At 68.0% G+C, this 22742-nt stretch carries 21 protein-coding genes; 13 read left to right on the top strand and 8 right to left on the bottom strand.

Going from position 1 to position 22742, the window contains the following annotated elements:
• Together A5756_RS09735 and A5756_RS09730 are read left to right on the top strand one after the other, a co-directional pair.
• On the top strand, positions 1–454 hold a 454-nt coding region (locus tag A5756_RS09735; protein WP_197505756.1), incomplete at its 5' end, for a TetR family transcriptional regulator C-terminal domain-containing protein.
• The gene (locus A5756_RS09730; protein ID WP_066951339.1) at positions 451–1428 is read left to right on the top strand and encodes an LLM class flavin-dependent oxidoreductase; all 978 of its coding nucleotides are present in this window, start codon (positions 451–453) and stop codon (positions 1426–1428) included. The genes A5756_RS09735 and A5756_RS09730, both read left to right, overlap by 4 nt.
• Here the strand turns inward: A5756_RS09730 and A5756_RS09725 are convergent.
• A complete protein-coding gene (locus A5756_RS09725) occupies positions 1396–1908 on the bottom strand; it encodes a YkgB family protein (RefSeq protein WP_232005337.1) in 513 nt (170 codons plus the stop codon). The genes A5756_RS09730 and A5756_RS09725 overlap by 33 nt on opposite strands.
• Before the next feature lie 31 nt (positions 1909–1939).
• Complete coding sequence (locus A5756_RS09720; protein WP_066951408.1) at positions 1940–2617, bottom strand: peroxiredoxin-like family protein; 678 nt, start codon at positions 2615–2617, stop codon at positions 1940–1942.
• Positions 2618–2768: 151 nt separating this feature from the next.
• On the opposite strand from A5756_RS09720, the gene A5756_RS09715 reads away from it, so the two are divergent.
• Entirely contained in the window at positions 2769–3386 is a 618-nt protein-coding gene (locus A5756_RS09715) for a TetR/AcrR family transcriptional regulator (RefSeq protein WP_066951335.1), read from the top strand.
• A 16-nt stretch (positions 3387–3402) separates the two neighbouring features.
• On the opposite strand, the gene A5756_RS09710 is transcribed toward A5756_RS09715, so the two are convergent.
• On the bottom strand, positions 3403–3876 hold the full coding sequence (locus A5756_RS09710; protein WP_066951332.1) for an SRPBCC family protein: 474 nt from the start codon (positions 3874–3876) through the stop codon (positions 3403–3405).
• Between the two features lie 130 nt (positions 3877–4006).
• On the opposite strand from A5756_RS09710, the gene A5756_RS09705 reads away from it, so the two are divergent.
• The 5 genes from A5756_RS09705 (at position 4007) to A5756_RS09685 (ending at position 10008) form a co-directional block, all read left to right on the top strand.
• Positions 4007–4828, top strand: a complete 822-nt coding sequence (locus A5756_RS09705; RefSeq protein ID WP_066951326.1) for a mycofactocin-coupled SDR family oxidoreductase — start codon at positions 4007–4009, stop codon at positions 4826–4828.
• A 188-nt stretch (positions 4829–5016) separates the two neighbouring features.
• Positions 5017–5229, top strand: a complete 213-nt coding sequence (locus A5756_RS09700; RefSeq protein WP_066951320.1) for a heavy-metal-associated domain-containing protein — start codon at positions 5017–5019, stop codon at positions 5227–5229.
• Positions 5226–7463, top strand: coding sequence for a cation-translocating P-type ATPase (locus A5756_RS09695; RefSeq protein ID WP_066951315.1), 2238 nt, complete (start codon positions 5226–5228; stop codon positions 7461–7463). The genes A5756_RS09700 and A5756_RS09695 overlap by 4 nt, the downstream gene beginning before the upstream one ends.
• Before the next feature lie 134 nt (positions 7464–7597).
• Positions 7598–8989 carry an alpha/beta hydrolase family protein gene (locus tag A5756_RS09690; RefSeq protein ID WP_066951311.1) on the top strand — a complete coding sequence of 464 codons (1392 nt, stop codon included), beginning with the start codon at positions 7598–7600 and terminating at the stop codon, positions 8987–8989.
• A 206-nt stretch (positions 8990–9195) separates the two neighbouring features.
• Positions 9196–10008 carry a polysaccharide deacetylase family protein gene (locus A5756_RS09685; RefSeq protein ID WP_066951307.1) on the top strand — a complete coding sequence of 271 codons (813 nt, stop codon included), beginning with the start codon at positions 9196–9198 and terminating at the stop codon, positions 10006–10008.
• A gap of 5 nt (positions 10009–10013) precedes the next feature.
• On the opposite strand, the gene A5756_RS09680 is transcribed toward A5756_RS09685, so the two are convergent.
• The gene (locus A5756_RS09680; protein WP_066951304.1) at positions 10014–11390 is read right to left on the bottom strand and encodes an FAD-binding oxidoreductase; all 1377 of its coding nucleotides are present in this window, start codon (positions 11388–11390) and stop codon (positions 10014–10016) included.
• Between the two features lie 156 nt (positions 11391–11546).
• Between A5756_RS09680 and A5756_RS26635 the strand changes: the two genes are divergently transcribed.
• Positions 11547–14456 (top strand): helix-turn-helix transcriptional regulator, encoded by a 2910-nt coding sequence (locus A5756_RS26635; RefSeq protein ID WP_066951301.1) that lies wholly within the window; start codon positions 11547–11549, stop codon positions 14454–14456.
• A gap of 5 nt (positions 14457–14461) precedes the next feature.
• On the opposite strand, the gene A5756_RS09670 is transcribed toward A5756_RS26635, so the two are convergent.
• Complete coding sequence (locus tag A5756_RS09670) at positions 14462–14731, bottom strand: DUF4242 domain-containing protein (RefSeq protein ID WP_066951298.1); 270 nt, start codon at positions 14729–14731, stop codon at positions 14462–14464.
• Between the two features lie 75 nt (positions 14732–14806).
• Positions 14807–15265: a MarR family winged helix-turn-helix transcriptional regulator gene (locus A5756_RS09665; protein WP_066951294.1), complete on the bottom strand. Its 459-nt coding sequence runs from the start codon at positions 15263–15265 to the stop codon at positions 14807–14809.
• Positions 15266–15339: 74 nt separating this feature from the next.
• Here A5756_RS09665 and A5756_RS09660 point away from each other — a divergent pair, with 74 nt between their 5' ends.
• The 3 genes from A5756_RS09660 to A5756_RS09650 all read left to right on the top strand — a co-directional run bounded on the left by A5756_RS09660 (position 15340) and on the right by A5756_RS09650 (position 18289).
• Entirely contained in the window at positions 15340–16284 is a 945-nt protein-coding gene (locus tag A5756_RS09660; protein ID WP_066951290.1) for a PHB depolymerase family esterase, read from the top strand.
• Between the two features lie 70 nt (positions 16285–16354).
• Positions 16355–17653, top strand: coding sequence for a lipase family protein (locus tag A5756_RS09655; protein ID WP_066951405.1), 1299 nt, complete (start codon positions 16355–16357; stop codon positions 17651–17653).
• A gap of 75 nt (positions 17654–17728) precedes the next feature.
• Positions 17729–18289 (top strand): TetR/AcrR family transcriptional regulator, encoded by a 561-nt coding sequence (locus tag A5756_RS09650; protein ID WP_066951286.1) that lies wholly within the window; start codon positions 17729–17731, stop codon positions 18287–18289.
• Here the strand turns inward: A5756_RS09650 and A5756_RS09645 are convergent.
• Entirely contained in the window at positions 18286–18927 is a 642-nt protein-coding gene (locus tag A5756_RS09645) for a TetR/AcrR family transcriptional regulator (protein WP_066951283.1), read from the bottom strand. The two genes, A5756_RS09650 and A5756_RS09645, sit on opposite strands and share 4 nt — an antisense overlap.
• A gap of 148 nt (positions 18928–19075) precedes the next feature.
• Here A5756_RS09645 and A5756_RS09640 point away from each other — a divergent pair, with 148 nt between their 5' ends.
• Positions 19076–22090: an RND family transporter gene (locus A5756_RS09640; protein WP_082960015.1), complete on the top strand. Its 3015-nt coding sequence runs from the start codon at positions 19076–19078 to the stop codon at positions 22088–22090.
• On the opposite strand, the gene A5756_RS09635 is transcribed toward A5756_RS09640, so the two are convergent.
• Complete coding sequence (locus A5756_RS09635) at positions 22085–22693, bottom strand: TetR/AcrR family transcriptional regulator (RefSeq protein ID WP_066951279.1); 609 nt, start codon at positions 22691–22693, stop codon at positions 22085–22087. The genes A5756_RS09640 and A5756_RS09635 overlap by 6 nt on opposite strands.
• Positions 22694–22742: the final 49 nt, after the last annotated feature.

Below are 22742 nucleotides of genomic sequence, written 5' to 3'. Positions count from 1 at the left end.
CCTCGGCTGCGGGCGGCCGCCGCGGGTGCCGGGACCGCCATCGATCGCATCGAGGCGGTGCTCGACGAATCGGGCCGACGGCGCGGTCGATCGCCTGGCAGCGGTGTTGGACGAGTCGAGCAGGTTGATGCGCGAGTACCCCCATCTGGCCGCCTTCGATCGGGCCATTCGCAGTGAAAGCAGCGAGCATCCGGCCAGCGGCCGGCCACGGTACGCCGGGCTGAAAGCGTTGCGCGACACGATAACTGAGATCATCAGCGACGCCCGGGCACAGGGCGCGCTGCCTCCCGACACCCGCCCGGACGCGGCTGCCGATGCGATTCACGCACTGGCGCGGGGTCTCATGGAGCGGGCCGCCACTCTGGCTCCGGACGCGTACGCGGCTGCACTGGAATCGGCCAAGGACTTGATCGGCGGAACGCTCTTCGCGCGCCCGGACGACGCACGACGATGAAGTTACTCACCGCGCTGCGGCTCAACATGACCAATGTCGCCGATCCCACAGCGCGCCAGGCGGATCGCTACCGGACTGCGCTGGACATGGCGGAGTTCGCCGATCGCCGCGGCTTCACGGCCGTGAGCGCAGAAGAACATCACCTGGCGGCCACGAGTTGGCTTCCGTCGCCGTTGATTTTGGCCGCCGCGGTAGCGGGTCGCACACGCAGCGTACGCATCAGCGTCAACGCGTTGATCGTCCCGCTCTACGATCCGATTCGGCTGGCCGAGGACATCGCCGTGCTGGACAACCTCACCCAGGGCCGCTTCAGTTTCGTGGCCGGCATGGGTTACCGGCCCGAGGAGTATCGCGCCGTCGGCAAGGACTGGCCCAAGCGGGCGACCCTGATGGACCACTGCCTGACGGTGCTGCTCAGGGCGTGGAGCGATCAACCCTTCGAACACGAAGGCGCGCTCATCAACGTCACGCCGAAGCCGTTTACCCGCCCGCATCCGATCCTTTTCGTTGGTGGTATGACGGCCGCGGCGGCCCGGCGCGCGGCCCGCTTCGGGCTTCCGTTTTCACCGCCGATGGCCATGCCCGAGGTCGAGGCGGTGTATCTGCAGGAGTTGCGCAACCGCGGAAACGAGGGTTTCGTCTACCGCCCCGAGAACGGCAGCACCGTCACCCTGCTGCACGCCGATCCCGACGAAGCGTGGTCGCGTTACGGCGACTTCATCCTGTCGGAAGCGGTCGAATACAGCGCTTGGAAGCGGGCCGGCGTCCCGCGGCCCAACGAAACCGAGCCGGCCTCGATCCGGGACCTGCGCCGCCTCAACCATGTCGAGATCCTGACCCCGACACAGTTGATCGATCAGATCCACGGTGGCCGAAGAGAAGTCGTGATTAACCCGCTCATCGGCGGCCTTCCTATCGACGCGGGCTGGTCCAGCCTGCACCTAATGGCCGACGAGGTTCTGCCCCATGTGTGACCTGCCCCGCGACAGCGCGTCACCCAGGCTCCACACCGCGACGCCGATCAGCACCAGATCCTTCAGCAGGAACTGGCCCGGCAGCGCAGACAGCACGGGAAGACCACCGGCATGCGTCGAAACCACGCCCGGCGTGGTGAAGAGGAAGCTCAGCGTTCCCATGAACAGCACCACCGCCAGCGCGCTGCCGACCGCCGATACCCGCGGCCACACCGGCCGAAGCGCGATGAGAAGGGCGGCAACGATTTCCATCGTTCCCAGCCCGCGCGCGACGGTGGCAACACTGAAAACCTCGTAGATCCAGCTCATCAGCGGGCTGTGCTCGATGAGCACGCGGGATTCCATCTTCACGTACTTCCCGAACCCGATCCAGGCCAGCACGATGACCAGTCCGTATCGGCTGATGAGCTGTCCCGACCGGGTAAGCGTTTGCGCCAACGGGTTTGAGCCGGAGCGGATTACGACGCGGCTTTCGTCCACCAAATGAGCACGAATTCGCGACGCCCTGGGTTCACTTGAGGCCGCTCAGGGCAGCGACGATGTCGGCGACCTCGGTGCGGGTGGTGTAGTCGGGGTGGACGTCGATCCAGCGAATGGTCCCGGCGTGGTCGACGATGGCCACGGTCGGCATTGGCAGTCCGATCGTTCCATCGGCGTTGACTTCGGCCAGCTCGAGACCGAGGTTGCGTTGCGCCGCCCTGGTGCCCTCGCTGGGAGCGGTGAGTACACCCAACCCGGCCGCGACCTGATTGCCGGGATCGGACAACACGGTGAAACTCAACTCGTTGATCTCCTGCGTCGACAGTGAACCGTCAGGCTTTTGCGGGCTGATCGCCACCAGCGCGACGTTACGGCGCGCCAGCTGCGGGACCAGTTGCTCCTGATACGCACGCAGCGTCAGGTTGCAGTACGGGCACCACGCACCGCGGTATAGCACGACCACTGCACTGCGTCCCCCGACACTCTGGGCAAGGGTGGTGGGCACGCCGCGCACATCCAATAGCTGCCCATCCGGCATCGGGTCGCCAGGAGCGGCGACGCCGACCGGTGTACCGCCGGCCCGTAGCTGCGCCTGCTCGGCGCTGAAGGTGCTGAGAACGTCCTCAGGCAACTGGCTTGCCATTCCCTGCTGAAATTGCGCGACCCGGTTGGCAATCGTGGTCTCGTTGGTGTCGGCGGTGCTGGTCATGAGTTCATTGCCCTTCACATGCGTGCCGGCTTGGCGCACAACGGCTTCCGGCATCGATTAGTAGACGATGGCGTTCAGCCTGCTCGACCGAAAATGGAGTGTCAACTCCAAAAAGAGTAGTTTGTGGGGGTTACTCCACGGAAGGAGGCTTATGGCTCCGGTCCCCTACGAGAAGCTGACCGCGAAGGGCCGCGCAACCCGCGAGCGCATCGTGGCCGCCGCTTCCGAATTGATGCTGCAGCGCGGCGTCGCGCGGACAACCATCGAGGACATTCAGGAGGCCGCGGTCGTCAGCACCTCGCAGATGTATCACTACTTCGCCGACAAGAGCGATCTCGTGGCCGCCGTCATCGACTTTCAGACCGATCATGTGCTCGGCGTGCAGCACCTGGGTCTCGACCGCATCGACAGCGTCGAGGACTTGCACCGCTGGCGCGGCATCATGGTGGACCTGATGCGCAGCATGGGCTGTGCGGGCGGCTGCCCGATCGGCTCAATGGCCAACGAGCTGTCCGAGTCGGATCCCGTCGCGCGAGCCCAGCTTGCCCGGGCATTTGCCCAATGGGAGAACATGATCCACGACGGCCTGGTAGCGATTGCGGCGCGCGGCGAGTTGGCCGACGGGACGGACATCGAGCGCGTCGCGCTGGCGATGCTCGCCGGCATCCAGGGCGGGTTACTGCTCAGCCAGGTCCGTCGCGACACCGCGCCTTTGGAGGCCGCGGTCGACACCATGATCGAACACCTGCGACGCCTCGGCATGGGGTGACGCGCCGGAGACCCGGTTAGCGCGTGGCGTACCGATCGCGCAACTGGGCCAGCGTCGCTTCGATTCCGGCGGCGTTGCCTTTGCACGCCCCGATCCGCTCGTAGTACTTCAACGCGTTCTTGACCGCACCGGCGTCGCGATAATCGAACGTCTCCGTGACCCGGGTTCGGGTCGGCGAGAGCGTCTCGAATTGCCACCGCCAGCGGTGCCCCACCGGGTGACGCCATTCGACCAGTTCGTTCGGTTTCAGCGCTGTCACCGTGCTGGTGATGCGGTACGGCAGGCCATACATCTTCATCTTGGTCGAAAACTTCGACCCCACAGTCAGTTCCGCGGGCACGCTGATGTTGTCACGCACGGTGCCCGACCCATCCAGTTCGCTGTGTCGTCGGGGATCGGCGGCCATCGCGTAAAGTTCGGCGGCCGGCGCGGCCACTTCGACCGACCGGCTTACCTGCCGCGGGCCCGCGTCTACAACGGTGACGGTCATGATCTTTCCTTTCGGCTGTCCGGCAGCGTCAGGTCGACGCTACGCTCGCCGAGTCGAACTCAGAACAGCAGACATCCCGCCGCGGGTGGCCGCGACAGGAAGCCAGCGTCGGGAGGAGCCGAAAGTAGCAATGAGTCAATCCACTTCGGGAAAGGTAGCCCTGATCACCGGCGCCGCGCGGGGGCAGGGCCGGGCGCACGCCGTGCGCCTGGCCGCCGAGGGTGCCGACATCATCGCGGTTGACATCGCCGGGCCGCTGCCGCCAAGCGTTCCGTATGACTCGCCGACACCCGTGGATCTGGCCGAGACGGCACGACTGGTGAGCGCCAACGACAAACGGGTCGTCACCGCGGCCGTCGACATCCGGGACCTCGAGGCGCTCAAGGGTGCAGTCGACGCGGCGGTGGCCGAACTCGGCCGCCTCGACATCATCGTCGCCAACGCCGGGATCTGCAGTCCCGCTCCGTGGGATCAGATCACCGCGGAAGCGTTCCGCGACACCATCGACACGAACGTGACCGGCACCTGGAACACGGTGATGGCCGGCGCTCAGCACATCATCGACGGCGAGCGCGGTGGGTCGATCATCCTCATCGGGTCGGCCGCCGGCATCAACATGCAGTCGTTCATGATCCACTACACGGCGAGCAAGCACGCGGTCGTCGGGATGGCTCGCGCGTTCGCCGCCGAGCTCGGCCGGCACAACATCCGCGTCAACAGCCTCAACCCCGGAGCGGTCTCGACACCGATGGGTACCGGCCGCATGCGTGAAGCGCTGCAGGCCGCCGCCGACACCTACCCGCACTTGCGGGGCCTGCACAAGCCGCTGCTGGCCGAGGGGATCGCCCAGCCGGAGGACATCGCCGACGCCGTCGCCTGGCTTGTTTCCGACCAGTCCCGGTTGGTCACGGCGACCCAGCTTTCGGTCGATATCGGCGTCGGCTACGTCTGATGCCCGGCGTGGGCCGATCCCGAACGCTGGCTTGGGGCTTCCACTAGGCAGAATGGAAGAGTCCTCGTTGCCTCCCGGGTTGCTCCGCCGGCGCCCCCTTGCGCCAACGGCTCGGCGTGGGAATACCTCGGCGGCACGCGGACGTTGCGCGTGGAGATACCCCGGCGGGGTATCAGGAAAGGAATGTCATGACCACGAGCGAATACCGGGTCGACGGGATGAGCTGTGGCCACTGCGAGGCGGCCGTCAAGGATGAGGTCGGCCGCCTCCCGGGCGTGGAGCGCGTGGACGTCAGCGCCGACACGGGCAGGCTGGTGGTCACGAGTTCTGTTCCCATCGACGCGGCCGCGGTCCTCGGCGCGGTGGACGAGGCCGGCTACCGGGCCGTCCTGGTGGCATGAGCGCGGCGCCGATGAGCCAGATCGAGCTGAAGATCGCGGGGATGACGTGCGCGTCCTGCGCCGCCCGGATCGAGAAGAAGCTCAACCGGCTCGACGGCGTGGTAGCCACCGTCAACTACGCCACGGAAAAGGCCGCGCTCACGATCCCCTCGGGATACGACCCGCGATTGCTGATCGCGGCCGTCGAACAGGCCGGTTACACCGCCGCGCTGCCGCCCCGGCGGGAAACCTCCGTTACGGCCGACGACCCCGAGCTGAGCGCGCTGCGCACCCGGCTGATCACCGCGGCCGTGCTCGCCGGCCCGGTGATCGCCATGGCGATGGTTCCGGCCTTGCAGTTCCGCTATTGGCAGTGGGCATCGCTGGTCCTGGCCGCACCGGTCGTCGTATGGGGAGGCCGTCCCTTCCACACCGCCGCCTGGGCCAACCTCAAACGCGGCGCCGCCACCATGGACACGCTCGTCTCGATCGGCACGCTGGCGGCGTTCCTGTGGTCGTTGTATGCGCTGTTCTTCGGTACGGCCGGCGAACCGGGCATGCGCGACGCTTTCGAGCTGACCGTCCACCCCTCCGACGGCGCCGGCAACATCTACCTGGAAGTCGCCGCGGGTGTGACCCTGTTCGTGCTGGCCGGGCGGTACTTCGAGAAGCGTTCGAAGCGGACGGCGGGCGCCGCGCTGCGCGCCCTGCTGGAGCTCGGCGCCAAGGAGGTCGCGGTGCTGCGGGACACCGGCGAAACCCGCATCCCCGTGGACCGCCTCGCGGTCGGGGACGACTTCGTGGTCCGGCCCGGGGAGAAGGTCGCCACCGACGGCATCGTGGTCTCGGGTTCTTCGGCCGTGGACGCCTCGATGCTCACCGGCGAATCCGTCCCCGTCGAGGTCGGCGAGGGCGACACCGTCACCGGCGCCACCGTCAACGTCGGCGGGCGCCTCGTCGTGCGCGCCACCCGGGTCGGTGACGACACCCAGCTCGCGCACATGGCCAAGCTGGTCGAGGAGGCCCAATCGGGCAAGGCCGAGGTGCAGCGGCTCGCCGACCGCATCTCCGGCGTGTTCGTCCCCGTGGTGATCGGCATCGCCCTGGCGACGCTCGGCGCGTGGGTCGCGCTGGGCTTCCCGCTCACCGCGGCCCTGACCGCGGCCGTCGCGGTGCTGATCATCGCCTGCCCGTGCGCGCTGGGGCTGGCAACCCCGACCGCCCTCCTGGTCGGCACCGGCCGCGCGGCTCAGCTCGGCGTGCTGATCAAGGGGCCCGAAGTCCTGGAGTCGACGCGCAACGTGGACACGATCGTGCTCGACAAAACCGGCACCGTCACCACCGGAAAGATGACCCTCGTCGACGTGATCAGCGGGCCCGGGACCGACCGCCAAACGCTGCTGCGCTACGCCGGCGCGCTCGAGGATGCGTCCGAACATCCCATCGCGCGGGCCATCGCGCAGGCCGCGAAAGCCGAGCTCGGTGCACTGCTGCCCGCCGCCGAGCGCTTCGCCAGCCTCGAAGGGAACGGTGTGCGAGGAGACGTCGACGGCCGCACCGTCGTCATCGGGCGGGCGAACCTGCTGGCCGACAGCGGCCAGCCGCTGGACGCCGCGCTGTCGGCGGGCAAGGCCCGCGCCGAGGGCGAAGGCAAGACCGCGGTCGCCGTCGGCTGGGACGGCCGCGCCCGCGGGATCCTGGTGGTCGCCGACACCGTCAAACCGACCAGCGCCGAAGCGGTCCGGCAGTTCAAGCGGCTGGGCCTGACGCCGATCCTGCTGACCGGCGACAACGGGAGCGTCGCGGACCGGATCGCCGGCGAGGTCGGCATCACGCAGGTCATCTCCGAGACGATGCCGGCCGACAAGCTCGCCGCCATCCGGCGGCTGCAGTCCGAAGGGAAGGTCGTCGCGATGGTCGGTGACGGCGTCAACGACGCCGCCGCTCTGGCGACCGCCGATCTCGGGGTGGCGATGGGCACCGGCACCGACGTCGCGATCGAAGCCGCCGACCTCACCGTCACGCGCGGTGACCTACGCGCCGCGGTCGATGCGATTCGGCTGTCCCGGCGCACGCTGAGCACCATCAAAACCAACCTGTTCTGGGCGTTCGGCTACAACATCGCCGCAATACCGCTCGCCGCGCTCGGCATGCTCAACCCGATGCTGGCGGGCGCCGCGATGGCCTTTTCCAGCGTTTTCGTGGTCGCCAACAGCCTGCGGCTGCGCTCGTTCAGCAGCGTCGCGGCCACCTAGACCACCGCGCCCACACGCCACGCTGGCAGGCGGACGGGTGGGGCTGGTGTGGGATAGTTGTTCCCGACCCCCCGCGTTCGAAAAGACCACGGGTCCGCCCCGCGCAGCGATCGACCCAGCAAAGGCAACGACCGTTGGACCAATTCTTCGGACGACTGTCCCTGCTGCACGGCTGGTTTCCGCCGACCGTGCAGGCGTTGACGCTGCTGCTGTTGATCATCGCGATCCAGTGGCGTGCGCCGCGCTGGCTCAAGCGGGTGCTGCCCGCGGCCCTGGTCGCGGCCGCCGCGGTGACCGCGCTCGCGTACTGGTACATCACGTCGCTCGGCGTGGCCGGGGACCCGGCGCCGACGACGCTGTGGCTGTGGATCGCGATGAGCGGCCTGGCCGCCGCGGTCTTCCTGGTGGGCTGGCGGGGCGCCCGCTGGTGGCGTCGCGGGGTCGCCGTGCTGTCCATACCGCTGAGCGCCTTGTGCGCGGGACTGGCATTGAACGGCTGGGTGGGTTACTTCCCGACGGCGCTTGCCGCGTGGAACCAACTGACCTCGGTGCCGTTGCCCGACCAGATCGACCGGCTCCGGGTCACCGAGATGCAGGTCGCCGGGACCAGGCCGACCAAGGGCGTGGTGGTGCCGGTGGACATCGACGACAACGCCTCCCACTTCCGGCACCGCCGAGAACTGGTCTATCTGCCGCCCGCATGGTTCAACAGCAATCCGCCACCCCGACTGCCGGCGGTCATGATGATCAGCTCCGCGTTCAACACCCCGGCCGACTGGCTGGGCCCGGGCGGCGCCTTCACCGCCATCGACAACTTCGCTGCCGCGCATCACGGCTTCTCCCCGGTGCTGGTGTTCGTCGATCCCACCGGGTCGTTCGACAACGACACCGAGTGCGTCAACGGCAGCCGGGGCAACGCCGCCGATCACCTATCCAAGGACATCGTGCCGTTCATGGTGTCGAACTTCGGCGTCAGCGCCGACCGGGCGAACTGGGGCGTCGCGGGATGGTCGATGGGCGGCACCTGCGCGGTTGACCTGGCCGTCATGCATCCGGAACTGTTCAGCGCGTTCGTGGACATCGCCGGCGACCGCAGCCCGAACGTCGGCCCCAGGGATCAGACGATCGCCAAGCTGTTCGGCGGCGACCGCACCGCCTGGGCCGCGTTCGACCCCCTGACCGTGATCGCGCGGCATGGTCGCTACACCGGTTTGTCGGGCTGGTTCGACGTCCCGGGATCCTCGGAGCCGCGCGACGTGGCGGCAGAGGCCAACCCCACCGGGAGCGCGCCCAGCACGGACCCGGCGGCCAATCCGGAGGGCCAGGACGCCGCCGCCAACGCGTTGTGCGCGGCGGCCAGCGCCAACGGCATCACCTGCGCCGTGGTCAGCCAGCCGGGCAAGCATGACTGGCCGTTTGCCGCCGGGGCGTTTGAGGCGGCGCTGCCCTGGCTGGCCTCGACGCTGGGCACACCCGCCGCCGAGCCGGTGCAGCTGCCCCAGCGCGGCGGCACGGAATCACACTGATCGCGAAATTCACAGCTGACCCTCCCGTAACGCATCCGACATATTGTTCCTGGTAGTGGTACGGTTCGCTGCTGATGGCTGGCGATTTCGTGTACGGCGAGCGACCCCTCCGGGGGTCGGCTCGAAGCGCGCAGCGGCGCAGCCAACACCGGGCCCAGTCCGGATCACCCCGTCCGACATTTGCGCCCGGCCTTCGCCTGCCCGCGATGAATCGCCGTCAGTTCCTCGGTTCGCTCGCCGCCTCAGTCGTCGCCGGAGTGGGCGCGGCCCGGCTCGTCGTCGACCCGCAGCCGCGAACGTTCGCCCAGGCGCCGGCCGCTTCCGGCGCGGCGACCTCGGGTCCGACCGCCCCGTCGGCTCTGTTGCCGCCGCCACCGCTGAGCGCCCGCATCCCGCTGCCCGGTGGGGGCGCGCTGATGAAGATCCCCGGCGAGGGTGACCTGCTCGCGCTGACCGTCGACGACGGCGTCAACAGCGAGGTGGTGCGCGCGTACACCCAGTTCGCCAAAGACACCGGCGTGCGTCTGACCTACTTCGTGAACGGCACCTACGACTCCTGGACCGAGAACAAGGAGATGCTGCGGCCCCTGGTCGACAGCGGACAGATCCAACTCGGCAACCACACCTGGTCACACCCGGACCTCACGACGCTGCCCAAAGATCAAGTCGCGCAACAGCTCAGCCGCAACGACGAATTCCTGAAGAAGACGTACGGCATCGGTGCGAAGCCGTACTGGCGGCCGCCGTACGCGAAGCGCAACGCCGTGGTCGACGCCGTGGCCGCCGACCTGGGCTATACCGTGCCGACGTTGTGGTCGGGGTCGCTGTCGGATTCGACGTTGATCACCGAGGAGTACATCGTGCAGATGGCCGATCAGTACTTCACGCCGCAGGCCATCGTCATCGGGCACCTCAATCACCTGCCCGTGACGCACGTCTACCCGCAGCTCGTCGACACCATCCGCGAGCGCAACCTGCGCACCGTCACACTCAACGACGTGTTCCTCAAAACGCCTTAGCCCCTTCAGCCCGCGGGCCGGATGTTCTGGTTGATCCGGAACACGTTGCCGGGATCGAATTGAGCCTTGACCTCGGTGAGCCGCTGGTAGTTCGGGCCGTAGGTCGCCCGGACCCGCTCCTGCCCCTCGTCCATCATGAAGTTCACGTAGGCACCGCCGGCCGAGTACGGATGGGTGGCGTCCCAGTAGTCAATAGCCCAGCGTTTCAACAACTCCGCGTTCGCCGGGTCCGGGTCCACCCCCGCGATCACTTGGGAGAAGTTGACGTCCCGGTAAGCCCACGCCGTGTCGGATTGGCCGACCTGATGGACCGCACCGTCGATCGGGTACAGGTGCATCGTGGAATGCCTGGTCGGCAGCTCCTGGGCGAAGCGGGCGTGGGCCGCAACGGCGCCGTCGGGCACCGTGCGGAAGAAGTCTCCGCGCCAATACCATTGCAGCCCTTTGGGATACAGGCCGTCGAAGGTGGACTGCAGCGCTGGGAAGGGAGCGGCGCCCAGCCCGTCGAAGGCCGGTTCCATCTGCCGGACCGGCGCGAACGCTTCCTCGGCGCCGGCGGGGTCGCCCGTGTAGCACCAGACCACGGCGCACGCCTTCTGCAGGTGGAACGCCTCGGGGAACGGTGCCGCCGGCGGGACCGTCATGGCCGCGAAGAATCCGTAGAGATCCCCGTCCTGCGCAGGCATGAAGTCCCGGTACCACGAGAGGATGTCGGCGGTGGCCGACGCGGGCCATGCCGTGGGACCGCAGATCACGGTGTGCACGAGGTGCAGCCGGAACGTGAATGACGTGACCACGCCGAAGTTTCCGCCGCCGCCGCGCAGCGCCCAGAACAGGTCGGGATGCTCGGATTCGGACGCCCGCACCACGCGGCCGTCGGCCAGCACCAGCTCCGCCTCGACCAGGTTGTCGATGGTCAGGCCGTACTTGCGGGACAGGTAGCCGTGGCCGCCGCCCACGGTCAGGCCCCCGACCCCGGTGGAAGAGATGATGCCCGACGGCGCCGCCAACCCGTATGCGTGCGTCGCGCCGTCCACTTGCGCCCACGTCGCCCCGCCTTCGACCCGGGCGGTGCGGCTGTCGGCGTCCACGTCGATCCGGTTCATCGGCGACAGGTCGATGACCAGTCCGCCGTCCACGGTGCCGAAGCCGGGGCCGTTGTGACCGCCCCCGCGCACGGCGACAACGAGGTTGCGGTCGCGCGCGAATTCCAGCGCGGTCGCGATATCCGCGGGCGAGCCGCAGCGCGCGATCACCGCCGGCCGCTTGTCGATCATGCCGTTGTGGACCGCCCGCGCCTCCTCGTACCGCGGGTCGTCGGGCAGGATCACCTGCGAGCCGAGCCTGGCGCGTAATTCATCGGTTGCGGTTGTGAGGCTCATGGCCACACCTCCTTGTTTGCTCGCCGGTCTTGATGCGGCGACGTTACGAGGCCGGCGAACCGCGCGTCATGACCACAACCGAGCATTTCCGAGGCATTCCACGATAGTCACATCTGACTATCGACCGACCAATACCGACGCGGCTACCTTGTTTGCATGGCGCAGTGGGTGCCGCCCCCGCTCCCGGCCGAACTGATCGCTCGCCGCCGGGGCCCGCTCGTGGGTCGCGATGCGGAACTGGCGGTGTTCGAGCAGGCCTGGGGGCGGGTCGAGCGGGGCAATCGCCAGGCGGTTTTCATCGGCGGCGAGCCCGGGGCCGGCAAGACGCGGCTGGCCGCGGAGGTGGCCGGCAAGCTATTCGACCACGGCGTCGCGGTGCTGGTGGGAAGTTCGACCGCCGACGAAGACGTGCCCTACGCGCCGTTCGCCGAAGCGCTCGACCGGCTGCTGATCGCCGGTCCGCCGGGTTCGATGGCGGAACCGTTGAGCGACGCGGGGCCGCAGCTGCGACGGCTCTCGCCGGAAGTGATTCGGCATTTGCCCGACGACGGCCCGGCCCCGGACGTCGGGTCGGCGCGGCAGGCCCTCTTCGACGCGTTGACCGGCTTCCTGCGCCGTCTGGCCGTCGATCGCCCGATCGCCCTGATCCTCGACGACCTGCACTGGGCGCAGCTCCCCACCCTCGCGCTGCTCGAGCACGTGCTGATCGGCTGCGCCGATGTGCGCGTTCTGGTGGTGGTCACGTTCCGCACGACCGAGCCCGACCGGTCCGACGACCTGGCCACCCGGCTGGCCGAGCTGCACCGATTCGACGGGGTGCGGCGCCTGGACCTGGCGGGCCTGGACACCGAGGCGATCGCCGAGTTCGTCGCACGAACCCAGCAGCTGGCCCCGGCCTCGGTGCGCACGGCCGCCGCGCTGCTGCGCGAGCGGACCGGCGGCAACCCGTTCTTCCTGACCGAACTGGTCAACGACCTCGAAATCCGCGGCGGGCTGGCCACTTTGGGCACGCAGCACACGGTCCCCGGGTCCATCGGAGACGCGATCGCCCGCCGCCTCGCCGGGCTGGGGACCGGCGTGCGCGCGGTCATCGAGCAGGCGGCGGTGCTGGGCCAGACGTTCGACCTGCCGGCGCTCATCTCGACCTGCGAGACGGAGGTCGGCGCGACGCTGGCGGCGATCGATTCGGCCGAGGCGGTCGGGCTGGTCCGCGCGGTGCACGACTCCGACGGCGAATTCGCGTTCGTGCACGCGCTGACCCGGGAATCGGTGCTCGGCGGGATGGCGGCATCGCGGCTGCGGATCATGCACGCGCGCGCCGCCGAGGCGCTGGAGGGACGTGCCGACCCATCGCTCGTTCCGCGTTTGGCCAACCACTTCCTGATGGCGCACGTGCTCGGCTACCACGAGCAGGCGTTGCGGTATGCGCGCCGGGCGGCCCGGATGGCCGAGCACAGCCTGGCTTATGAGGATGCGGCCAAGTGGTTCGAACGGGCCGCCTCGCTTCCCGAGCTCAGCCTCGCGGAGCGGGCCAGGCTGCACCTCGACGCGGCGGCCAACCATGTGCGCGCCGGCTTCTTCGTGCGGGCGCGGGGCATCTACGAACGCATCGGCGCGATGGACGACCCGCTGATGCGGCTGGAGGCTGCCGTCGGCTACGAGGAGGCGAATTGGCGCCCCGGACAGTCGACTTCGAAGGCGGCCGACCTGCTGGCGTCGGCGCTGGAATCGTGCGGGCTGCAAGCCGATGACCCCCGCTACGTGCAGGCGCTCGGCAGCTTCGGGCGCGCGCTGGCCTTCGCCGGCGAGGCGGAGCGGGCCCGCGAGGTCGGCGCCGACGCGATCGAGCGCGCGCGGGCCGTCGGCGACGAGGGGGTGCTGCTGCACACGTTGAAGACGAGCCTGTGGCAAGGCCTCACCCCGGAGATGAGCGAAATCCAGGCGGAGCGTGCCGCCGAGGTATCGCACATGGCGCTAGCACGCCGCGACTACGAGTCGTTGGGTGCGGCGTCACACTTCCACGCCATGGTCAGCTACCTGGCCGGCCGGCCCGACGGCCTGGCCGTCGCGACCGCCGACATGCGGCGCGCGGCCCAAAGCTGCGGTCAAGCCGCCTTCGGCTTTGTCGGCGCGTGCATCGAACAAGCGTTGGCCTACCTGCGCGGTGACTTCGCCGGTGCCGAACGATGGGCCGACATCGCCTTGCGCACAGGCGATCTGTTCGGCGCCGACGACACCGAGGGCTCGAACGGGGTCCAAATGTTCATGATCCGCCGCGAAACCGGCGACCTGAAAAGATTCGGGGGCTTCATCGACGGCAGTGAGACGTTCACCGGCCGCTGGGTGCCCGGGCTGCTTGCCCTCTACACCGAATTGCGGTGCGAACGCGGCATGAACCGTGCGCTCAATCAGTTGCTCAACCGCAACCTCGGCGACCGCCTCGAGGATGCGCAGTGGCCGATGGAACTGGTGTTCATGGTCGAGGCGGCGTTAGGGCTTTCCCACCGCGAAGCGGTCCACGCGCTGCGCCCATTCGTCTCGCGTTATGCCGGAAAGAATTTGGTGGCCGGCCAGTTCGTCGCGCTGTTCGGCAGCGCCGACCGATATCTGGCCCGGATGGCGGCGCTCTGCGGAGACGGTGCCTCTGCCGAGCGGCACTTCGTCGCCGCGATCGAGATGGACCGCCGGATGGGCTCGGTGGTGCATGTCAGCGAGACACTGGCCCGGCACGCGTTGTTCGCCTCGTCATGTGGTCGCACCGAGGATGCCCGGCGTCTGGCCGACGAGGCGCGCGCCATCGCCGCTGCGATCGGGCAGACCCGCGTCGTCGACCTGGCGGATTCGGTGCTGGCCGCGGGTTCGGTGGGTCCCGACGGCCTGACCGAACGGGAGGTGGAGGTGCTGCGGCTGCTCGCCGAGGGGTTGAGCAATCGCGCGATCGGCGAGCGCCTCTTCATCAGCACCAACACCGCCGCGAACCACGTGCGCAACATCCTGATCAAAACCGGCGCCGCCAACCGCACGCAGGCGGCGATGTATGCGGCCGACCACGAGCTTCTCGGCTAGCGCCCTCAGATGTCGGACAGCGCCCCGTCCGGCATCATGCGCTCTTTCACTTCGACGACGGAGTCGGCGGGCAGGCCGGCGCGCGCCGCCGCGGACCTGATGGCCTCCGGCGACGGCGCCTCATACAGGCAGTAGGTCTTCCGCTTGTCCGCCGACAGGAACGAGTACATCCAGCGAACGCCCTCGAGGTCGTTGATCCGATTGATACCGTCGGCAACCTCGAGACCGGGCTCCAGTTCCTCGGCAAAGTTGCGCTCGACCATGAAGATGGGCACGGCGACTCCTGTTCACTGTCTTGGGTCGAGCCTAGGCCGTCGGCGACGATCAAGACATGGGAATTTCGGCGGCGGCTATTCTTCCGCCGATTCGGTCTGAGCCGCGAGCAACATCTGCAAGGACTCACGCAGCGTGGTCAATCGCTGATGCCCTAGGACCTGCTCCCACTGCCGCTCCAATTCGACTGCGCTAGAGCGCATTACCCGCAACGCTTGCCGGCCGCGTGGCGTCACCTCGATGATTCGGGCTCGCGCGTCCAGCGGGTTGGGGACTCGGGTGACGTAGCCGTGTCGCTCCAGTCCGGTGATCGCCTGGGCGACCGCCTGCCGGCTCACTTGGAGCCGATCGGCCAGATCCGACGCGTGCAGGCCACCGGCCGCCAACGGTACGAGCGCGACCGCCTGGGCCGGTCGGATCCCGTCGAGTCCCGCCGCGGCAAACGCCGCCCGCAACCGTGGCGCACCGGACGCCGCCACCAGGTTCACCAGCGCGGGAACGGTGGGCTGCCAGTCCGGATGCAGAGGGCGTCGCATGGGAAGAGTGTGCCACCCGCAGCACAATTGACAAGTGACTTGTCAAAATCCCCAGCGGCTGCCACGATGGCGTCATGCGATCGCGCCGCGCCGGGGCTCTCAGCGTTTGCCTCGTCGCCGTCCTGGCCGTCGTGCCCGGCGGCTGCCTGGGCGGCGGCCATGCGCTGGGAACGCCCGGCTCGCAATCGATCCCGGTCGGGCAATCCACCCAGAGCGTCGAGTCGGGCGGCGTGAGCCGCACCTATCACCTGTACCGGCCGCAGGGACTGACCGATGCGGCCCCTCTGGTGGTGATGCTGCACGGAGGCTTCGGCACGGGCCAGCAGGCCGAGCGCGCCTACCACTGGGACACCGAGGCCGACGCCGGGCATTTCCTGGTCGCCTACCCCGACGGCATCAACCGCGCCTGGAACGCCGGAACGTGCTGCGGCGAACCGCAGCGCGTCGGCGCGGACGACGTCGGCTTCATCACGACCATGGTTGGCGCCATCGAGCAAGGGATGCCCATCGACCGGGCGCGCGTGTATGTCACCGGCATGTCGAACGGAGCCATGATGGCGCTCCGGCTCGGCTGCCAGTCGGACGTGTTCGCCGCGATCGCCCCGGTGGCGGGCACGATGCTGACCGACTGCTCCCGGGCGCGGCGCGCGTCGGTGCTGCAAATCCACGGCACCGCCGACGACAGAGTGCCCTACGACGGCGGGCCTGGAAAGGCGTTCGCGCTCAACGGAACTGCTCGCGTCGACGGGCCGTCGGCGCAGTCCGTGAATGCCACCTGGCGCGCGATTGACGCCTGCGGAGCGCCGAACTCGAGCACCACTGGTGACGTGACGACGCAAATCGCCGCCTGCGCGGACGGACGCACCGTGGAGTTGATCTCGGTGGCCGGCGCAGGCCATCAATGGCCGGGCAGTGAACCCAGCCCCCTCGCCGCGAAGCTCGCGGGCATCCCGCCACCCTCGACGGCGCTGGACGCCACCGATACCATTTGGCAGTTCTTCGCCCAGAACCACCGCTAGGCGTCGCCGAATCTCTAAAAATTTAGAGATTTGCCTTCCCTGGCCGCCGCCCGGTTGTTACCGTTCCGTGATGCGCCGGGTTGGGGGAACTTTCGCCGTCCTGCTGATATTCGCCTCAGCGTTGGTCGGTCTCGGTCGTGCCGGCACCGCGCACGCCGACGGCGGGGACGAACCGCGGTACGCGGAGTTCTACACCCCACCCGACCCGTTACCGCCCGGCCGGCCGGGCGACCTGATACGCACCGAACCGTCGCGACTGGTCCTCGAGCCGTCCGGCCAGCTGGGCGCGATCATGGCCACCGGCACCCGAATCATGTACCGCAGCACCGATACTCGTGGCAACCCGATCGCGGTCACCGGAACATACTTCGAGCCTTACAACGCGTGGCCGGGCAGCGGACCACGGCCGTTGATCAGCTACGCACCCGGCACCCAGGGCCAAGGCAACCAGTGCGCGCCGTCGCGAATGTTCAACCAGGGCATCCATTATTCGGGCGGCTGGGACATCATGTTCAACTACGAGGAGCTGTTCGTCGCCACGATGGTGGCGCGCGGTTTCGCCATCGTGATGACCGACTATGAAGGCCTCGGCACCAACTCCATGCACACCTATGTGGGCCGCGTCGCCGAGGGGCAGGCGGTGCTCGACGCCGCCCGTGCGGCCATGAAGCTCCCCGACACTTCGCTGGATCCCCGTGGTCCCGTGGCCTTTTGGGGCTACTCGCAGGGCGGCGGTGCCACCGCGTCGGCGGCCGAGCTGGCGTCGAGCTATGCCCCCGAACTCCACATCGTCGGCACCTACGCCGGGGCCCCGCCGGCCAACCTGAAGGAGCTGTTGCCGTACGCGGATGGCAGCGCGCTGGTCGGTGTCGTCGGGTACGCGCTCAACAGCGTCATGGCCGCCTATCCCGAGTTCGCCGACGTCATCCGTTCCAAGATGACTCCCCGCGGACTCGCGATGCTCGAGTCGGTCTCGCGCCAGTGCGTCGGACAAACCCTGCTGGACTTCATGTTTCGCCATATCCAGCCCTATTTCACCGAAGACATCAAACAACTGGTCAACGAGGAGCCGTTCAACACCCTCTTCGAGGACCAGCGGATCGGGCGCTACAAGCCCAACGCGCCGGTGCTGATCGACAGCAACCGCTACGACCCGCTGGTGCCGTGGACCGCGGCCAACCAACTCGGTCGCGACTGGTGCGCCCAGGACGCCGACGTCGAGTTCCGGACCAACGAGGAGCCACCGTTCCTCGACAAGCTCGTCATCAACCACGCGTTGCCCATGCTCGTCGACGGCGAGCCGGCCATGCAGTGGATCGCCGCCCGATTCAACGGAGAACCGCCCGCGCCCAACTGCGGTCAGTTTTAGACTGGACGCATCGCTGCACGTCGAAAGCACAACGCGCCCGAACGGCGCCGCCAACTCGCCGACGCCGCGATCGAACTGCTGGGGACTAACGGCGTCCACGGGGTCAGCCATCCCAGGGTCGACGATCACGCCGGCGTACCCGCCGGCACCGCGTCGTTCTACTTCAGGACCCGCAAGGCGCTGCTGCACGCGATCGCGGCCCGGCTGGCCGAACTCGATGTGGCCGACTTCTCCCGAATGGCCGAACTCGCCGACGATCCGGCGGCGCAATTCACCGGCACCGCGGGGCTGGCCCGCATCGTCATGTACGTCAACAGCGAGCCCTGGCTGACCCGCGCCAAGGCCCGATACGAGCTCGCGTTGCTCGCCGGCCGGGACGGGGAACTGGCCACTGCCCTCGGCGAATCCGCGAAACTGCTCTACACCCTGGCCCGCGACGTCGTCACCCAATGGCATCCCGCGGAGAGCGCGCCCGCGCCCGCGTTGATCGAGGACCAGGCGATCGCCACGCTGGCTTTCATCAACGGGATCATGATGACGTTCGTCGCGGGGCAACCGGCCGTCGACAGCGCCGAGCATCTCGACCGGCTCATTCAGGGCGTCATCGCGGGTGTCGCCGCCGTTCGCGGTGCCTAAAGATCCTCCGCGGTGAGTCGGCGTTCGAGCGCGCCGGCGATATCCGTCGTTGTCACGACCAGCGCCGTCATGAACTCGATGAGCTGAGGTCGACTGACCTTGATTTCGCGCCGGTACCACTGGGTGATCAACTCGAGAAGGCCGCCGACCACCGTCAGCGCGGTCAGCATGACGTTGTCGTCGGTACCGGCGGCCGCACCGAGCAGTGCCCGTACCTGCCCGACCATCACTTGAGTGAGGACGTCGATCACCTCGTCCCGACGCCCGGCGAGCGCTTCGGCCGTTTGCAGCTCGATCAGCAGCCGCGGGCGCCGCGGATCTTCGTCGATGAAGCCGAACGCGAACTCGATGACGGCGCGGGCGCGGGCCTCGAGTTCGTGCGGTGACTCCGCGACCGTCGCCATGATCCCCGTCAACGCGCGGCTGAATTGGTCTTCGAAAGTCGCGATCAGCAATTCGTGGCAGTCGCGGAAGCTCTCGTAGAAGTAACGGTCGTTGAGCCCCGCGCTCGCGCTGACGGCCCGCACCCGGAGATTGTTCACCCCCTGCTCGGCAATCGTGTCGAAGGCAGCCTCGATGAGCTGCCCGCGGCGCTGTTCACGTCGCTGATCAGCGGTTAGGCCACGATGCACTGCCATTCGAGAACCGGCTCCTTTTTCGTTTGGCTCACGGACTTGCGCCCGCACCCCACTTTGGTGAAGGATCTCACCAACATGGTTTGGTGAACTGTTTCACCAACCAATCATAGGGGGAGCGGTGCAACGGGGGATCTTTTCGGGAACGGGTTTGGTTGGCGCGCCCCGCCGGGCCGAGCCCCAGCTTGAGCGAACCGGTGAATACAGTGCGCGTCTTGCCGCGTTGGGCGGACTTGCCGTCCGGCGCAAGGCATGGGTGATCGGCACATGGATCGGCGTGGCTGCGATCCTCGCGATCGCCTTCCCCCAGCTGGAGACGGTCGTGCGCCAGCAGTCGGTCCAGCTCTTGCCCGGTGACGTGCCGTCGTTTCAAGCGCTCGATCGTATGGCGGCGGCGTTCGACGAGCGGGGTGCGAAGACCTCGATCGTCATCGCGATGGAAGACCCCGCCGGGCTGACCCCACCCGCGCGGCAACGCTACGACGCCCTCGTGGTCGCGCTGCGCGCCGACAAAACTCACGTTCTGCTGGTGCAGGATCTACTTGCCGAGCCCACCACCAGAAGCCGCGCGGTGAGCAAAGACGGAAAGGCGTGGTTCCTGCCGATCGGGATCGCCGGCACACTGGGTGACCCAAAGGCAGCCGAGTCGGTCGACGCCGTGCGCGCGCACGTGTCCTCCGTCGTCACCGGGTCATCGACCACCGCCCGCGTCACCGGCCCGGCCGCGACGTTCCGTGATCAGATCGGCTCAGGCGAACACGAGCTGCTGCTCATCTCGATCGCGACCGCCGCCCTGATCGGACTCATCCTGCTGCTGGTATACCGATCGGTCGCCACCGCCCTGTTGCCGCTATTGGTGATCGGCGCGAGCGTGGCCGTCGGCCGAGGCGTTTTGTCGGCACTCGGTGAATTCGGCGTTCCGGTCTCGCAATTCACCATCGCGTTCATGACCGCGGTTCTGCTGGGCGCCGGCACCGACTACAGCGTGTTCCTGATCAGTCGCTATCACGAACAACGACGGCGTGGAAATGCCCCCGAACAGGCCATCATTCATGCCTGCGGCAGCATCGGGCGCGTCATCCTGGCTTCAGCGGCGACGGTCGCTTTGGCGCTGGCCTCCATGGTGTTCGCTCGCCTGAGCGTCTTCCAGGGTGTTGGCCCCGCATGTGCCATTGCCGTGCTGATCGGATTCCTGGCCACCGTTACGCTGCTCCCGCCGTTATTGGCGCTGGCGGCAAAACGCGGCATCGCCGAGCCGCGCGCCGACTTATCTCGCCAGTACTGGAACCGGATCGCCGTCGTGGTGGTACGACGACCAACGCCGGTGCTGGCCGCGAGCCTGGTGGTCTTGCTGGCCCTGGCCGGCGTCGTGGCCACCATGACGATCAGCTACGACGACCGCAAGGGACAACCCGCGAGCACCCCCAGCAATCAGGGCTATCAGCTGTTGGATCGGCATTTCCCCAAAGACACCGCCATCAACGAATTTCTGCTCGTGCAATCCCGCACCGACATGCGGACCGCCAAAGGCCTCGCCGACCTCGATGCGCTGGCCTCGCGGGTCGCCCAGCTACCCGGGGTCACTCGCGTCTCGGGTGTCACCCGCCCCACCGGGAACCGGCTCGATCAAGCGCAATTGTCATGGCAGAACGGGCAAATCGGCGAAAAGATGGCCGATACCGTCGCCGATGGCGAAGCCCACAAGGACGACCTTGCCAAGCTCACCAACGGTGCCGACCAACTCGCGGCCGGCTTGGGCCAACTCGACACCACGCTGCGGCGCGCGCTCACACCCCTGACCGATCTCTTGGACCAAGCCGGAAGCAGAGGTCAACAGCTGCAGGGCGCGCGGCCCCTGCTGCAACAACTCAAAGCAACCGCACCCGCCGTCGATCAAGCCGTGCACACCGGCGCGGGATTGCGGCCCCTGGCCCAACAAGCCGCCGCCGCCATTGCGGCGATCGAACCACTCGTCGAAGGCCTCAATGCCTCACCCTGGTGCGCCACCACGCCACAGTGCGCGCAACTGCGCGACGAAACCCGCGTACTCGTCACGCTGCGCAACGGTGGATTCTTCGACCAGGTGGCCGGACTCAGCGATCAGTTCAGCCAAACGGCCACCCTTGCCGGCACACTCACCGATATCCAAAACGCCGCCACCACCATGCAGCGGACGGTCGGCGCGACCGGCGACCCCGCGGACCTGATCGGCAACATCCACCGTCTGCAAGGCGGCGTCAGCCGACTCGCCGCGGGCGCGCAGGCGCTGGCCGACGGGGTACATACCCTCGCCGACAGCAACATTCGGCTACTCGGGGGCATGGGCCAGGTCGCCGCCCAGCTGCAGAACGCCGCTCGCGCCACCTCGGGATCGGACGCCGCCTCCGGGTTCTACCTACCTCCGTCGACATTTGAGAATCGGCAATTCAGCGACCTGGCAAGGCATTTCATTTCCTCCGACGGGCGCACCGCCCGATTCGCCGTCGCATCCTCGTACGACCCTTACTCCGCTGACGCGATGGCCCTGGACCGCAAGATCACCGAAGTGGCGAACGCCGCCCGGCCCAACACCTCGCTGGAAGGCACCTCCATCTCCATGGCCGGCTTCACCGCCGTCAATTCCGACCTCCAACACATGCTGTCCGCGGACTTCACCCGGCTGGCCACCGCCACCCTGCTGATCGTCGGCGTCGTCCTGATCCTGCTGCTGCGTTCCGTGGTCGCCCCGCTCTACCTGCTGGGCACCGTCGTGCTGAACTATTTCGCCGCTTTGGGCCTGGGAGTGCTGTTGTTCCAGTACGGTTTCGGCCACGCCATCGCCTGGCCGGTCCCGCTCCTGGCCTTCATCCTGTTGATCGCGGTCGGCGCCGACTACAACATGCTGGTGATCTCCCGCTTACGCGAGGAGTCCACCGGCAACTTGCGTGTCGGCGTGCTCCGCACCGTCACCAGTACCGGCTCCGTGATCACGTCGGCGGGCCTGATCTTCGCCGCCAGCATGTTTGGACTCATGATCGGATCGCTCGACATGATGGTCCAGGCCGGATTCGTGATCGGCTGCGGGCTGCTGCTGGACACGTTCGTCGTCCGCACACTCACCGTTCCCGCTCTCGCGACCCTCTTACGGGAGCGGAGCTGGTGGCCCCATCGGTTCAGTGCCTCATGACCCCGTAAGCATGCCGTCGATCAGTCGGTGCAGCACCTGCCGCGTCTCGCGGCGCGTGCGTTTCGGATCCTCGGCGGTCGCGATCAGCATGGCCGCCTCGTCGAGCGCACCGATCAGCACGTGCGCCAGCGGCCGCACCGGTTGCTTGGCCAACTGGCCGGCCCGGATCGCCTCGGTGATCAACTGTTCGGTCATGCCCAGGCTGTAACGCTGCGCGACGTCGCGAAAACCGGCCCACCCCAACACACTCGGGGCATCCAGCAACATCAGCTGACGCACCTCCGGATCCCCGGCAACCTCCAGCCACGCGTCGACCGCCGCACGGATCGCGTCCGCCGGTGTCGTCGCACCCGACTCGGCCACCAGGGTGCCCATCCGCGCCATCACGTCCTGCTCGACCGCCTCGACGACCTCGCGGAAAAGCGCTGCTTTGTCGGCGAATTGGTGGTACATCGCGCCGCGCGTAACCCCCGCGACGCCCGCGATCTCGGGCGTTCCGACCTCCGCGTAACCCCGTAGCCCCCACAACTTGCGGGCGGCGGCGATCAGCGCGTCGCGGGTCGCCGCGGAGCGCTCTTCCTGAGTCCGTCTCTTGCTTTCCATACAACCTGTTGGTAACTTACGAACAGACAGCCTGTTTGTAAATGTATCC

It is taken from the genome of Mycobacterium sp. 852002-53434_SCH5985345 (assembly GCF_001667155.1).
Taxonomy (GTDB): Bacteria; Actinomycetota; Actinomycetes; order Mycobacteriales; family Mycobacteriaceae; genus Mycobacterium.
The sequence above is the reverse complement of the archived record's forward strand: the minus strand, read 5'-3'. Positions and strand labels throughout refer to the sequence as shown.

Excerpts from the sequence above, each read along its gene's own strand:
- A5756_RS09730 (WP_066951339.1), top strand. The coding sequence starts at position 451 with ATGAAGTTACTCACCGCGCTGCGGCTCAACATGACCAATGTCGCCGAT.
- A5756_RS09720 (WP_066951408.1), bottom strand. The coding sequence starts at position 2,617 with ATGACCAGCACCGCCGACACCAACGAGACCACGATTGCCAACCGGGTC.
- A5756_RS09715 (WP_066951335.1), top strand. The coding sequence starts at position 2,769 with ATGGCTCCGGTCCCCTACGAGAAGCTGACCGCGAAGGGCCGCGCAACC.
- A5756_RS09710 (WP_066951332.1), bottom strand. The coding sequence starts at position 3,876 with ATGACCGTCACCGTTGTAGACGCGGGCCCGCGGCAGGTAAGCCGGTCG.
- A5756_RS09705 (WP_066951326.1), top strand. The coding sequence starts at position 4,007 with ATGAGTCAATCCACTTCGGGAAAGGTAGCCCTGATCACCGGCGCCGCG.
- A5756_RS09700 (WP_066951320.1), top strand. The coding sequence starts at position 5,017 with ATGACCACGAGCGAATACCGGGTCGACGGGATGAGCTGTGGCCACTGC.
- A5756_RS09695 (WP_066951315.1), top strand. The coding sequence starts at position 5,226 with ATGAGCGCGGCGCCGATGAGCCAGATCGAGCTGAAGATCGCGGGGATG.
- A5756_RS09685 (WP_066951307.1), top strand. The coding sequence starts at position 9,196 with ATGAATCGCCGTCAGTTCCTCGGTTCGCTCGCCGCCTCAGTCGTCGCC.
- A5756_RS09680 (WP_066951304.1), bottom strand. The coding sequence starts at position 11,390 with ATGAGCCTCACAACCGCAACCGATGAATTACGCGCCAGGCTCGGCTCG.
- A5756_RS26635 (WP_066951301.1), top strand. The coding sequence starts at position 11,547 with ATGGCGCAGTGGGTGCCGCCCCCGCTCCCGGCCGAACTGATCGCTCGC.
- A5756_RS09665 (WP_066951294.1), bottom strand. The coding sequence starts at position 15,265 with ATGCGACGCCCTCTGCATCCGGACTGGCAGCCCACCGTTCCCGCGCTG.
- A5756_RS09660 (WP_066951290.1), top strand. The coding sequence starts at position 15,340 with ATGCGATCGCGCCGCGCCGGGGCTCTCAGCGTTTGCCTCGTCGCCGTC.
- A5756_RS09655 (WP_066951405.1), top strand. The coding sequence starts at position 16,355 with ATGCGCCGGGTTGGGGGAACTTTCGCCGTCCTGCTGATATTCGCCTCA.
- A5756_RS09645 (WP_066951283.1), bottom strand. The coding sequence starts at position 18,927 with ATGGCAGTGCATCGTGGCCTAACCGCTGATCAGCGACGTGAACAGCGC.
- A5756_RS09635 (WP_066951279.1), bottom strand. The coding sequence starts at position 22,693 with ATGGAAAGCAAGAGACGGACTCAGGAAGAGCGCTCCGCGGCGACCCGC.